Source organism: Rathayibacter sp. AY1C5 (assembly GCF_002931705.1).
Lineage (GTDB): Bacteria > Actinomycetota > Actinomycetes > Actinomycetales > Microbacteriaceae > Rathayibacter.
The window spans coordinates 1-12,635 of record NZ_PSWD01000020.1 but is presented as its reverse complement, the minus strand read 5'-3'; the positions used below and the strand labels follow the sequence as shown (position 1 = coordinate 12,635).

Below are 12,635 nucleotides of genomic sequence, written 5' to 3'. Positions count from 1 at the left end.
GAGTCCCCGAGAGATAGGATGATGGGATGAATCCTGGCGAGTCTAGCCCCGCGGCGCCGTTCCAGCGCGAGAGCGTGATCGACCACGTCACGGCGCTGTTCCACGAGGAGATCCGCTCCGGCCGCTGGGCCGTCGGCGAGCGGATCCCGGTGGAGGCCGAGCTCGCCCGCTGGACCGGCGCCGGACGCAACTCCGTCCGCGAGGCCGTCCAGGCCCTCGTGCAGGCGGGCCTCGTGCGGCGGGAGCAGGGGCGCGGCACGTTCGTCACCGCGCGCTCGCAGCTCGCCGAGTCGCTGCGCCGCCGCATCCCGAGCGCCGCCCGCCGGGAGGGCCTCGAGCTGCGGTTCGCGATCGACGGGGCGACGGCCGCGCTGGCGGCCGAGCGCCGCACCGGGGAGGACGTCGCCGCCCTCCGCTCCCTGCTGGCCCGCCGGGCCCGCTCGTGGGAGGCGCCGGAGCTCGCCGAGCGGATCGCCGCCGACACCGCGCTGCACCGGGCCGTCGTCGTCGCGACCCACAACGACCTGTTCGTCGAGCTCTACGACGGCCTCACCGGCATGTTCGAGTCGGTGCTGGAGGAGGACGTCGTCGGCGAGGAGGACGTGCACGCCCGCCAGCACGCCGAGCTGGTCGAGGCGATCGCCGCGGGCGACGCCAAGGGGGCGCGGCGCCGGATCGAGGAGCTGCTCGCGCCGCTGCTGGCCGAGGCGCAGCACGGCGACGGCTGAGGGGGATCCTCTGCGGCGGGCGGCGGGCGGCACGCGCTCACGGCCGGCGTCGTGCCGCCCGGCGAGCGGGATCATCCGAGTGGGATCAGCCCCGCGGACGCCGGGTCGACCAGAGCGCCCACGCCACCAGCAGCGGCTGGAACGCGAGGCGCACGGCGCGCTTGCGGTCGGTGTCGAGGCCGAAGGCGCTCGTCCGCGTCACCCACTGCGAGACGTTGCCCGGGAAGATCGCGGTGAAGAAGGCGGCGGCCGCGGCTCCGACCAGCGGCGCCCGTCGGCGCGCGAGCACCAGCGAGGCGCCCAGCCCGATCTCGACCACGCCCGAGGCGAGCACGACCGCGTCCTTGTCCAGCGGCACCCACTCGGGCACCTGCGCCTGGAACTCCTCCCGCTTGCGGGTGAGGTGGCTCACCCCCGCGAAGAGGAGGGCGGAGCCGAGGAGCACCTTGGCGCCGGTGCGGAGGAGGGAGGGGGAGGAGGATGTCATGCGCTCCATCGTTCCCGATGCGGGCCGCCGCCGCCGCCGTGGCGCGGCCAGTGCGCACGAACGTGCCGGTGTCGGAGGCGGCGCCTAGTCTGATCGCGTGACTGACCGCATCCTCGTCCTCACCACCGGTGGCACCGTCGACAAGGAGTACTCGCTCGCGGGCGAGCTCGAGATCGGCGCCCCGATGGTGCCGCGCCTGCTCGCCCCGGTGCTCACCACGCTCGAGTTCCGCGTCGAGGAGGTCCTCGCCAAGGACAGCCTCGAGCTCGACGACGCCGATCGGGCCCTCATCCGCGAGCGGGTGCTCGCCGCCGAGGAGGACCGGATCGTCCTCACCCACGGCACCGACACGATGACCGCGACGGCCGAGGCCCTCGGCGTCGTCCGCGATCGGGTGGTCGTCCTCACCGGCGCGATGCAGCCCGCACGGATGCTCGACAGCGACGCCGCGTTCAACCTCGGCACCGCGGTGGCCGCCGTGCAGCTGCTGCCGCCGGGCGTCTACCTCGCGATGAGCGGGCGGGTGCTGCCCGCCGGCTCCGTGGTGAAGGACCGGTCGATCGGGGTGTTCCTCCCGGCCTGAGCCGGACCAGGATCGAGGGGCGCCCGCGGACGGGCTCCCGGCCGGACCGGCGTCAGGCCTCGGCGAGCTCCGCGGTGCAGGCCGCGCAGAGCCCGAAGACGTCCACGACGTGGTGCGCGTCCGTGAATCCGTTCTGCGACGCGACCGAGCGCGCCCACTCCTCGACCTCGTCGGCCGCGATCTCGACCGTCAGCCCGCAGCGGCGGCAGATCAGGTGGTGGTGGTGCGTCCCCGGCGTGCAGGCGCGGTAGAGGCTCTCGCCCTCGGGCGACTGCAGCGAGTCGGCCTCGCCCTCCACGGCCAGGTCCGAGAGCGCGCGGTAGACCGTCGCGAGCCCGATCGGCGAGCCGGAGGCGTGCAGCGCACTGTGCAGGCCCTGGGCGCTGACGAAGTCCTCGCGACGCCCGAGAGCCTCGCGCACCGCCTCGCGCTGCCACGTGTTGCGCTTGACCACTGGACCACCTCCATTCCGCACGACCCGGGCCACGCTACCGCCCCCCGCCGACGGCGAGCCGGGAGCGCCGGACGCCCTTGCGGCCGATGATCCGGCAGACCGCGTAGATCGCGAACGAGATCGTCGTCACGTAGGGGCTGATCGGGATCGATCCGCCCAGCGCGAGCAGGATGCCGCCCACCAGCGCGCCGACGGCGAAGAGCACGCTCAGCAGCGGCACGATCACCGGCGAGGCGGACAGGCGCAGCGCCGCGGCCGCCGGCGTCACCAGGATCGCGAGCACGAGCAGCGAGCCGACGATCTGCACCGAGACGGCGACCGCGAGGCCGAGCAGGAGCATGAACGCGATCGAGAGCGCCCGGGTGGGGATGCCGCGCGCGGCCGCCACGTCGGCGTCGACGCTCGCGAAGGTGAGGGGGCGCCAGATCAGCGCGAGACCGACGAGGACGACCACCGAGATGCCGATCAGCCACCCGAGCTGCGGGTCGTCGACCGCGACGATCTGACCCGTGAGCAGGCCGAACTTGTTCGCGCTGCGGCCCGGGTAGAGGGCCAGGCAGAGGATGCCGATGCCGAGTCCGAACGGCATCAGCACCGCGATGATCGAGTTGCGGTCGCGGGCGCGCGAGCCGAGCACGCCGATCAGGACCGCCGCGATCAGCGAGCCGACGATCGATCCCTCGACGACGCCGACGCCCAGCAGCAGTCCCGCGGAGGCCCCCGCGAACGAGAGCTCGCTGATGCCGTGGACCGCGAAGGCCATGTCGCGCGACATCACGAAGACGCCGATGAGCCCGCCGACCACTCCGAGGACCGCGCCGGCGATCACCGAGTTCATCAGGAGCGACAGCAGCGCTCCGTAGTCCGAGAAGTCGAAGATCTGTGACCAGACGTCCGTCACGACTGCCCCTCCTCGTGCTCGTGCACGTGCGAGTGGTCGGGGGCGCCGACCACGATGACCCGGCCCCGGGCGCGGATCACGTCGACGGGTGCGTCGTAGAGCTCGCTGAGCACCTCCGAGCGCAGGACCTCGTCGGGGGTGCCGATCCGGAACCGGCCGCCGGCGAGGTAGAGCACGCGGTCCACCATGCCGAGCACCGGATTCACGTCGTGCGTGACGAAGAGGACGCCGAGGTTCCGCTCGCGGCGGTGCCGGTCGATCAGCTCGCTGACCGCTCGCTGGTGGGCGAGGTCGAGCGCGATCAGCGGCTCGTCGCAGAGCAGGAGCGCCGGGTCGCCCGCGAGCGCCTGGCCGACGCGGACGCGCTGCTGCTCGCCGCCGGACAGGCTGCCGATGGGGGCGTCGGCGAAGGCGGTGGCGCCGACGGCCTCGAGCAGCGCGTCGACGGCCGCGCGCCGGGAACGGGAGGGCAGGGGCAGGCCGAACCGGTGGCCGTCGATCCCGAGCCCGAGCAGATCGCGCGCGCGCAGCGGCGTGCCCTCGTCGGCGAGCTTCTGCTGCGGGATGTAGCCGATGCGCCGGTTGCCGCGGTGCACGGGCTCGCCGAGCACCTGCAGCTCCCCCGCGCTCAGCTGCTGCTGGCCGAGCACCGCGCGCAGGAGGCTCGTCTTGCCGGAGCCGTTCGCGCCGAGCACCGCGACGAACTCGCCGGCGCGCACGTCGAGGTCGACGCCGCTCCACAGCTCGCGGTCGCCGAAGCGGAGGCCGGCGCCGCGCAGCCGCAGCACGGACGCCGAAGGGCCCGCCTCCGGGGAGACGGGCCTGGTCGGGGAGTCGTGCCTCACTGGGAGAGGGCTCCCTCGATCGCGTCGAGGTTGGCGGTCATCCAGCCGGTGTAGTCATCGCCCTCGGGCAGCGTCTCGGTGACGGGGACGGCCGGGATCCCGGCGGCCTTCGCGGCGTCGAGCACCGCGTCCGTCTGCGCCCCCTCGGTCTGCTCGTTGTAGATCAGCGCGTCCACGGCCTCGCCGGAGAACAGCGCCAGCGTCTCCTGGAGCGTGGTCGCGGGGACGTCGGTGCCCTCCTCGACCGCCTCGCTGAAGGCCTCGGGGGTCGCGTCGGTCAGGCCGAGCGCGTCGGTCATGTACAGCGGGACGGGCTCGGTGATCGCGATGGAGCGGCCGGAGAGCGTGCCCTTCAGCTCGCTCTCACGGGCGATCAGGGCGTCGAGCCCCTCGTCGAGCGTGGCGAGATTGGCGGAGTAGGCGGAGGCGTTGTCGGGGTCGAGCGCGGCGAGCTCGTCGCCGATCCGCCCCGCGACCTCCTTCATCACCGAGAGGTCGTACCAGACGTGCTCGTTGAACTCCGCGTGCTCGTGCCCGCCCTCCGACTCCTCCTCCTCCGCGTGGTCGTGGACGTCCTCCAGGCCGGCGATCACGGTGGCCGTGATGACGGGGGCCTCGGTGCCGGCCGCGCTGATCATGGTGTCGAGGAAGTGGTCGTAGCCGCCGCCGTTCTCGATCACGAGGGTCGCGCCGGACACGGCGAGCTGGTCGCGGGCGGTGGCCTCGTACTCGTGCGGGTCCTTGTCCGGGCTGTCGATGATGCTGGTCACCTCGACCAGGTCGCCGCCGATGCTCGAGACGAGGTCGCCGTAGACGTTCGTCGACGCGACGACCTTCACGGGCCCGCCCGCGGCGGCGGCGGAGGAGCTGTCGGAGGCGCTGCCCGCTCCGGAGCAGCCGCTCAGGGCGAGCGCGGTGCCGCCGAGGAGGGCGGTGAGGGCGAGGAGGCGGATCTTCACGGTGAGCCGATCTGGGTCAGGGGCCGGGCGGGTGCCCCCACGCTAACGGCTATTGATAACGATTGTCAAAATCGTGCGAAGGCGCCCGCCGGTCATCCGCGGACACACGCCGACACGGGGCGACACGCGCCTCGCTCCGGCCCCCTCGCCCCTGGCACAGTCGCTGCACACCGCCCCCGACGAGACGAGGACACCGTGACCATCACCGCACCCACGACCACCGGCGCCGACGCCGCGACGACGATCGGCGCCGCCGCCGAGCACTGGTCGGCCGCCCCCCGGCCCGACTCCCCCGACGCCTGGCTCGTCCGCGCCGAGGAGGTCGCCGCCGTGCTCGCGACCGACGCCCTCGAGCGCGACCGCGCCGGCGCCGCCCCCTTCGCCGAGGTCGCCCTGCTCAAGGCGGCCGGCCTCGTCACGCTGCTCGGGCCCGCCGAGCACGGCGGCGGCGCCCAGGAGTGGACCACCGCCCTCCGCGTCGTCCGCACCGTCGCGCGCGGCGACGGCTCGATCGGCCAGCTGCTCGGCTACCACTACCTCTGGGCCTGGGCGGCCCGCCTCGTGGGGACCCCTGAGCAGATCATCGCGGTCGAGCAGCTCGCGACCGAGGGGGACCTCCTCTACGGAGGCGCGGTGAACCCGCGCGACTCCGACCTCACCGTGCGGGAGGAGGGCGACGAGTTGGTCTTCACCGGCCGCAAGTCGTTCTCGACCGGCGGCGTGGTCAGCGACCTGACCGTGCTCGAGGGGGTGCTCGAGGGGACGGACACCCACCTCTTCGCGATCGTGCCCACCGATCAGGAGGGGATCGTCTTCGGCCGCGACTGGGACAGCCTCGGCCAGCGCCTCACCGAGTCCGGCTCCGTCGAGATCCGCGGCGTCCGCGTGCCGTGGGCGGCGGCGGCCGGCTTCGTCGACAAGGTCTACCGTCCGCTCGTCTACAACACCCTCAACGTGCCCGTCATCCAGCAGGTCTTCGCCGAGTTCTACCTCGGCATCGCGCAGGGAGCGCTCGAGCGCGCGGCGCAGTACACCCGCGAGCGCACCCGGGCCTGGCCGTACGGCGGCGACGACAAGGAGCGCGCCGGCGACGAGTGGTACGTGCTCGAGGGATACGGCGACCTGCAGTCCCGGCTCTGGGCCGACGAGGCGCTGATCGACGCGACGGGGGCCGCGCTCTCGGCCGCGCTGCACGCTCCGCGCGAGGAGCTGACGCCTCGGCGCCGCGGCGAGATCGCCGTGCGGATCGCCGCGGCCAAGGCGCGGATCGTGGAGGACGGCCTCGCGACGGCGACCCGCGTCTTCGAGCTGACCGGCGCCCGCGCCTCCGCGAGCTCGGTCGGACTCGACCTCTACTGGCGGAACCTCCGCACCCACTCCCTGCACGATCCGCTGCCCTACAAGCGCCGCGAGGTCGGCGTCTTCGCCCTGCTCGACACCGTCCCCGAGCCCAGCTGGTACACCTGATCGGCCGCGGGGCGCGTCCTGCTCCGGCGACGCGCCCCGCCCGCACGCCGCCCCGGCGTCGATCCGCGACAGGCCGGAGCGGAGCCCCGGGGTAGCGTGAGGGCCGAGCGGAGGGAGGACCGTGGCCGTCACGCTGCACGACGTCGCCCGCGCCGCCGACGTCTCGATCAAGACCGTCTCGAACGTGATCAACGACTATCCGCACGTGCGCCCGGCCACCCGCTCCCGGGTGCAGGCGGCCATCGCGCAGCTGGGCTACCGCCCCAACCTGTCCGCGCGGAGCCTGCGCCGCGGCCGCACCGGCGTGATCGGCCTCGCCCTGCCGGAGCTGAGCCTCCCCTACTTCGCCGAGCTCGCCGACAGCGTGATGCGCGCCGCCGACGAGCGCGGCCTGACGGTGCTGATCGAGCAGACCGGCGGCGACCCCGAGCGCGAGCGGAGCGTCCTGGCGAGCGAGCGCCGGCAGCTCACCGACGGCCTGCTCTTCAGCCCGCTGGGCCTCGCCGACGAGGACGCACTCGCGGTCGGCTTCCCCCTGGTGCTGCTCGGCGAGCGGATCTTCACCGGGCTGGTCGACCACGTCACCATGCAGAACACGGCGGCGGCGCACGCGGCCACCGCGCACCTGCTCGCCTCCGGAAGGCGCCGGATCGTGGTGCTCGGGACGCACCCCGACGCCGCGGTCAGCTCGGCGTCGCTCCGCCTCGAGGGCTACCGCGCCGCGCTCGCCGAGGCCGGCATCGCCTACGACGAGCGGATGATCGGCGTCTCGGGCCCGTGGCGGCGCTCCGGCGGCGCCGAGGCGATGCGCCGCGTGCTCGCCTCCGGGCTCGACTTCGACGCCGTGTTCGCACTCAACGACACCCTCGCGCTCGGCGCGGTCCGCGCGCTCCAGGAGGCGGGGGTCCGCGTGCCCGAGGAGGTGGCGGTGATCGGCTTCGACGACATCGACGAGGCGGGCTACTCCTCCCCCAGCCTCTCCAGCGTGGACTCGGGGCGCGACGAGATCGCGCGCACTGCGGTCGAGGTGCTGCAGGCCCGGATCGAGGGCACCCGCACCGGCCCCGGGACGCTCCACGAGGCGGCGTTCACCGTGGTCGCCCGGGAGTCGACCGCGGGCCGGCCGATCGCGGAGGACCCGCCGGTCGGCCGGGCGTCGGCCGGGGCCTAGGCGCAGGTCCCGCTGCCGCAGATCTCGCGGCGGATCCACGCTCCCGCGTCCGCGACGGCCAGCTCGCCGCGGCGGAGGAGCCGGCTCCACTCCACGGCCCGCGTCGTCAGCCGGTCGTCGGCCGAGCCGCGGACGTCGCCGCCGACGGTCCGGAGGAACAGGTGCGCGAGCGGGCCGCCGAGGTACAGCGTGGCGCCCGCGACGCCGGCGAAGTGGCGGGCCTGGCCGCGGGTGCCGTCGTCGTAGGGGCGGCGGAAGCCCTTCCCCCGGACCCGGTTGCGGCCGCCGTGCGCCAGGTCGAGGGCGCCGAGCGGGGCGCTGCGGATGCCGGCGACGTCCTTCGCGACGGCCGCAAGGAACGCGCGCGGGCGGGGATGCGACGCCGCGAGGGCGTCGGCGCGGTCGGCGAGCTCGGAGCAGGCGTCGGTGACGGCATCGGAGGAGGGCACCCGCCCAGTCGAGCACAGGTGCGCTGAGCGGCGGCGGGGAGGGTCGATGCGGGAGGAGGTCGGCCGACCTCGGCAGCGGCACGCAGCGAGGCGGGTGAGCCCCGTGCCGCTCTTGACAGCAGCGGAGGCGGGGCGGACCATCGTGTACAACGTTAGAAAGACCGCTCGCCGCCGAGCCCGCTGCGGGAGCCCGAAGCCCGAAAGGCCCTCATGACCGACGCCCCCGCCGCCACCGCGCGCATCAGCCTCGACCCCGCCGCGGTCGTCGCCCCCGTCACTCCGCGCCTCTTCGGCTCGTTCGTCGAGCACCTCGGCCGCTGCGTGTACGACGGCATCTACGAGCCCGGCCACCCCGCCTCGAACGAGGACGGGTTCCGCCTCGACGTGGTCGAGCTGGTCAAGGAGCTGGGCACCACGACGATCCGCTACCCCGGCGGCAACTTCGTCTCGGGCTACCGCTGGGAGGACGGCGTCGGCCCGCGCTCCGAGCGCCCCCGCCGCCGCGACCTGGCCTGGCACTCGCTCGAGACCAACGAGGTCGGGCTGGACGACTTCGCGAAGTGGGCGGAGCTGACCGGCAGCGAGATCATGTACGCCGTCAACCTCGGCACCCGCGGCGTCCTCGAGGCGCTCGACGTCCTCGAGTACGCCAACGGACCGGCCGGCACCGCTCTCGCCGACCAGCGCATCGCCAACGGCGGGACCGAGCCCTACGACATCCGCATGTGGTGCCTCGGGAACGAGATGGACGGCCCCTGGCAGGTCGGCCACATGAGCGCCGACGACTACGGCAAGCTCGCCTCCCGCACCGCCAAGGCCCTCAAGATCGCCGACCCCTCGCTCGAGCTGGTCGTCTGCGGCTCGTCGAGCTCGTCGATGCCGACCTTCGGCGAGTGGGAGCGCGTGGTCCTCGAGCACGCGTACGACGACGTCGAGTACGTCTCGTGCCACGCCTACTACCAGGAGTACGACGGCGACCTCGGCTCCTTCCTCGCCTCCTCCCTCGACATGGAGTACTTCATCGCCACCGTCGCGGCGACCGTGGACCACGTGAAGTTCAAGCTCAAGAAGACGAAGGACATCAAGCTCTCCTTCGACGAGTGGAACGTCTGGTACCTCGAGGAGTGGCAGGCCAAGGAGAAGGCCGACGCCGAGGGCGACCAGAGCACCCGCGAGTGGGCCTACGCCCCGCGCCTGCTCGAGGACGTCTACTCCGTCGCCGACGCCGTCGTCCTCGGCAACCTGATGATCACGCTGCTGAAGAACTCCGACCGGGTCACCTCCGCCTCCCTCGCGCAGCTCGTCAACGTGATCGCGCCGATCATGACCGAGCCGGGCGGAGCCGCGTGGCGCCAGACCACGTTCTTCCCGTTCTCGACCACCGCGCGCCTGGCCTCCGGCTCGGTGCTGCGCCCCCGGATCGACGCGGGGACCTACTCGACCGCCCGTCATGGCGACGCTCCGCTCATCGACTCCGTCGCCACCGTCGACGAGGGCCGCGCGGCCGTCTTCCTGGTGAACCGGTCGCAGACGGAGCCGATCGAGGTCACCGTCGACGTCAGCGGCCTCGGAGTCTCGAGCATCGCGGAGGCGGTGGCCCTGTTCGACGAGGACCCCTACGCGAAGAACACCCGCGACGACCAGGACCGCGTGCGCCTGCGCGAGGCCCCGGCGACGCTCGAGGACGGCGTGCTGACGCTGACCCTCCCGCCCGTCTCGTGGACGGCGGTCGCGCTCATGGCATAGCGGCGTCCGACCCGCGGGACCGCGTCCGGCTTCCCGGAGCCGCGCGGACCCGCGGGCCCCGTCGGGAACCGTCCCGGCTCAGGCCGCGGGCCGCAGCGGGGAGGAGGCGCTCGAGCTGGTCCGCGAGGTCGTCCGCCACCCCCACCAGTACGTGGCGGGGATCGGGCTCGACAACCTCGAGACGGCGGGTCCGCCCGAGCGCTTCGCCGACGCCTACCGCCTCGCCGGGGAGGCCGGCCTGGGCGGACCGCCCACTCCTCCGAGCACGCCCCGACCGCGGCCAACACGACGACCTGCCTCGATCTGCTGGGCTGCGACCGGATCGACCACGGCTACTTCGTCCTCGAGGACCCCGCCGTCGTCGAGCGCGTCCGCGAGCAGGGCGTCGTGTTCACCGTCGCCTCGACGACCTCGCGCCGCTCCTGGCGGCCCTGGCGGCGCGCGTCCATCCGGGCGATGCTCGACGCGGGACTGCGGGTCGTGCCCTGCTCCGACGATCCCGGGGTGTTCCCGACCACGCTCGCCGACGAGTACCGCCTCGCCGCCGGCCCGATCGGCGCGACAGCCGCTCAGCTGCGCGCGATGGCGCTCACTGGAGCGGAGGCCTCCTGGCTGCCCGCCGACGAGAAGGAGAGTCTGCGCGCGTCGTTCGCCGCGGAGCTGGACGCGCTGGACGCGGAGTTCGGGCTCGTCTGAGGCCCGGAACGCGACGGGCTCCCCGCCCTGACAGAGTGGACGGATGAGCCCCCTCCCCGATCCCCTGGCCTTCGACCTCGAGGCGCTGCGCCGGGAGGTGCTGCCGGACGACGGGGGCGAGGTCGACGACAGCATCCCCGCGCTCAAGGACGCCGACCCGGGTCTCTGCGCGATCGCGCTCGTCCTGCCCGACGGGTCCGTCCGCGCGAGCGCCGACGCGGAGGCGCGGTTCAGCATCCAGTCGGCCGTGAAGCCGTTCCTGTTCGCGCTCGCGCTCCTCGACACCGGCGGCGACGCGCTCGACCGCGTCGGCATCGAGCCCACCGGCGAGGCCTTCGACGCCCTCAAGCTCGAGAGCGGCACCGGGCGTCCGCCGAACCCGATGGTCAACGCGGGAGCGCTGCTGACCGCCGCCCTGGTCGACGGGGGCGACGCCGACGGCCGGAGCGAGCGGATCCTCCGCGGCCTCTCCGCCTTCGCCGGCCGCCCGCTCTCCGTCGACGAGAGCGTCGCCGCCGACGAGCACCTCCTCGGCGACCGGAACCACGCCCTCGCGCACCTGATGCGCGCGGAGGGCACCCTGCACCGCAGCGCCGACGACGCCGTCTCCGCGTACGCCCGGGCGTGCGCCGTGCTGGTCGACGTCCGCGACCTGGCCGCGATGGGCGCGACCCTCGCGTTCGGCGGCGTGCACCCGGGGACCGGCGAGCGGGTCGTGCCGGCGTCGGTCGCGCGCGACGTGGTCGCGGTCATGGCGACGTGCGGTGTCTACGACGGCTCGGGCCGCTGGATGCGCGCGGTCGGCGTCCCCGCCAAGTCGAGCGTCTCGGGCGCCCTCGTCCTCTCCGCTCCCGGCCGCCTCGGCGCCGCCGTCGTCAGCCCGCCGCTGGACCCCCAGGGCACCAGCGTCCGCGGCGCCCGCGTCGCCGCCCGCCTGAGCGACGCCCTCGCCCTGCACTCCTTCGCCGTCTCCCCCCGCTGACCGCTGCCGTTCCCCCGCTCTCCCCGCTCCACGAAACGCCCCCACCTCGTACAGCCGACCGCGGAGCCGATGACGACGAAGGAGGAATCCGCCCGATCGAGCACCGCCGAGCTCACCGCCGAATCGCGTTCCAGCGATTCGCCGTAGCGGTACGCTCCCCGCTCCACGACACGCCCCCACCTCGTACAGCCGACCGCGGAGCGGATGACGACGAAGGAGGAATCCGCTCAGTCGAGCAGCAGCGCCGGTTCCTCCAGCACGCTGGCGACGTCGGCGACGAAGCGGCTGACGACGTCGCCGTCGACGACGCGGTGGTCGAAGGAGCCGCCGACCGTGGTGACGAAGCGGGGGCGGACCTCGCCGTCGACGACCCAGGGCTTCTGCTTGATCGTGCCGAGGGCGATGATCGCGACTTCGCCGGGGTTGAGGATCGGGGTGCCCGTGTCCATCCCGAAGACGCCGATGTTGGTGATGGTGATGGTGCCGTTCTGCATGTCGGCGGCGGTGGTCTTGCCGTCGCGGGCGTCGAGGGTGAGCTTCTCGAGGGCCTGGGCCAGTTCGAGGAGGCTCATCGACTGGGCGTCCTTGACGTTGGGGACGAGCAGTCCGCGCGGGGTGGCCGCGGCGATGCCGAGGTTGACGTAGTGGCGGACGACGATCTCGGTGTCGGTCCAGGCGGAGTTGACGGTGGGGTTGCGGCGGACGGCCCAGATGATGGCCTTGGCCATGATGAGCAGCGGCGAGACCTTGACGCCGGCGAAGTCGGGCGAGTTCTTGAGGCGCTTGACGAACTCCATGGTGCGGGTCGCGTCGACGTCGACGAAGACGCTGACGTGGGGCGCGGTGAACGCGCTCGTCGACATCGCGGCGGCGATCGCCTTGCGGACGCCGCGCACGGGGATGCGCTCCTCGCGGTCGTCGCCCCAGGCGGGGGTCTGGATGTTGCGGAAGACGCTGGCCTGGGAGGCGTGGCGGATGACGTCGTCGCGGGTGACCTCGCCGGCGAGGCCGGTGGCCTGCACCTCGAGGAGGTCGACGTCGAGGTCCTTCGCGAGCTTGCGGATCGGCGGCTTCGCGATGACGGGGAGCGCGGCGGCGGCCGGCACGGAGGCGGGCCGGACCGGGGCCGTCGGGCGGGCGGCGGGCGCGGCGGCCCCGGTCCGGCCC

Annotated in this window: 14 protein-coding genes; 7 read left to right on the top strand and 7 right to left on the bottom strand. The window is 73.8% G+C overall.

Annotation, left to right across the window (positions count from 1 at the left end):
• Positions 1-26: 26 nt before the first annotated feature.
• On the top strand, positions 27-728 hold the full coding sequence (locus C5C57_RS13180; RefSeq protein ID WP_104247997.1) for a FadR/GntR family transcriptional regulator: 702 nt from the start codon (positions 27-29) through the stop codon (positions 726-728).
• An 85-nt stretch (positions 729-813) separates the two neighbouring features.
• Here the strand turns inward: C5C57_RS13180 and C5C57_RS13175 are convergent, their stop codons facing one another.
• Entirely contained in the window at positions 814-1,224 is a 411-nt protein-coding gene (locus tag C5C57_RS13175; RefSeq protein WP_181027249.1) for a hypothetical protein, read from the bottom strand.
• 88 nt (positions 1,225-1,312) lie between these two features.
• On the opposite strand from C5C57_RS13175, the gene C5C57_RS13170 reads away from it, so the two are divergent.
• A complete protein-coding gene (locus C5C57_RS13170) occupies positions 1,313-1,798 on the top strand; it encodes an asparaginase domain-containing protein (protein WP_104224541.1) in 486 nt (161 codons plus the stop codon).
• Positions 1,799-1,850: 52 nt separating this feature from the next.
• Here the strand turns inward: C5C57_RS13170 and C5C57_RS13165 are convergent, their stop codons facing one another.
• The 4 genes from C5C57_RS13165 to C5C57_RS13150 are packed head-to-tail and all read right to left on the bottom strand — an operon-like array spanning position 1,851 to position 4,957.
• A complete protein-coding gene (locus C5C57_RS13165; RefSeq protein ID WP_104238381.1) occupies positions 1,851-2,252 on the bottom strand; it encodes a Fur family transcriptional regulator in 402 nt (133 codons plus the stop codon).
• A 34-nt stretch (positions 2,253-2,286) separates the two neighbouring features.
• Complete coding sequence (locus C5C57_RS13160; protein WP_104233592.1) at positions 2,287-3,090, bottom strand: metal ABC transporter permease; 804 nt, start codon at positions 3,088-3,090, stop codon at positions 2,287-2,289.
• Positions 3,091-3,149: 59 nt separating this feature from the next.
• Positions 3,150-3,998 (bottom strand): metal ABC transporter ATP-binding protein, encoded by an 849-nt coding sequence (locus C5C57_RS13155; protein WP_104247996.1) that lies wholly within the window; start codon positions 3,996-3,998, stop codon positions 3,150-3,152.
• Complete coding sequence (locus tag C5C57_RS13150) at positions 3,995-4,957, bottom strand: metal ABC transporter solute-binding protein, Zn/Mn family (RefSeq protein WP_258072449.1); 963 nt, start codon at positions 4,955-4,957, stop codon at positions 3,995-3,997. Before C5C57_RS13150 ends, C5C57_RS13155 begins: the two co-directional genes overlap by 4 nt.
• A gap of 195 nt (positions 4,958-5,152) precedes the next feature.
• On the opposite strand from C5C57_RS13150, the gene C5C57_RS13145 reads away from it, so the two are divergent.
• Both C5C57_RS13145 and C5C57_RS13140 read left to right on the top strand, forming a co-directional pair.
• A complete protein-coding gene (locus C5C57_RS13145; protein WP_258072448.1) occupies positions 5,153-6,424 on the top strand; it encodes an acyl-CoA dehydrogenase family protein in 1,272 nt (423 codons plus the stop codon).
• Positions 6,425-6,545: 121 nt separating this feature from the next.
• Positions 6,546-7,595 (top strand): LacI family DNA-binding transcriptional regulator, encoded by a 1,050-nt coding sequence (locus C5C57_RS13140; protein ID WP_104247995.1) that lies wholly within the window; start codon positions 6,546-6,548, stop codon positions 7,593-7,595.
• Here the strand turns inward: C5C57_RS13140 and C5C57_RS13135 are convergent.
• A complete protein-coding gene (locus C5C57_RS13135; protein WP_104224546.1) occupies positions 7,592-8,044 on the bottom strand; it encodes a hypothetical protein in 453 nt (150 codons plus the stop codon). The genes C5C57_RS13140 and C5C57_RS13135 overlap by 4 nt on opposite strands.
• A gap of 210 nt (positions 8,045-8,254) precedes the next feature.
• On the opposite strand from C5C57_RS13135, the gene C5C57_RS13130 reads away from it, so the two are divergent.
• From C5C57_RS13130 to glsA, 3 genes are all read left to right on the top strand, one after another.
• On the top strand, positions 8,255-9,790 hold the full coding sequence (locus C5C57_RS13130; protein WP_104247994.1) for an alpha-N-arabinofuranosidase: 1,536 nt from the start codon (positions 8,255-8,257) through the stop codon (positions 9,788-9,790).
• A 303-nt stretch (positions 9,791-10,093) separates the two neighbouring features.
• Positions 10,094-10,486, top strand: coding sequence for a hypothetical protein (locus C5C57_RS13125; protein WP_258072450.1), 393 nt, complete (start codon positions 10,094-10,096; stop codon positions 10,484-10,486).
• 43 nt (positions 10,487-10,529) lie between these two features.
• Positions 10,530-11,468, top strand: a complete 939-nt coding sequence (gene glsA, locus C5C57_RS13120) for a glutaminase A (protein ID WP_104247993.1) — start codon at positions 10,530-10,532, stop codon at positions 11,466-11,468.
• A gap of 227 nt (positions 11,469-11,695) precedes the next feature.
• Here the strand turns inward: glsA and C5C57_RS13115 are convergent.
• Positions 11,696-12,635, bottom strand: a 940-nt coding sequence (locus C5C57_RS13115) for a dihydrolipoamide acetyltransferase family protein (RefSeq protein WP_104297699.1), incomplete at its 5' end; no start/stop codon positions are given.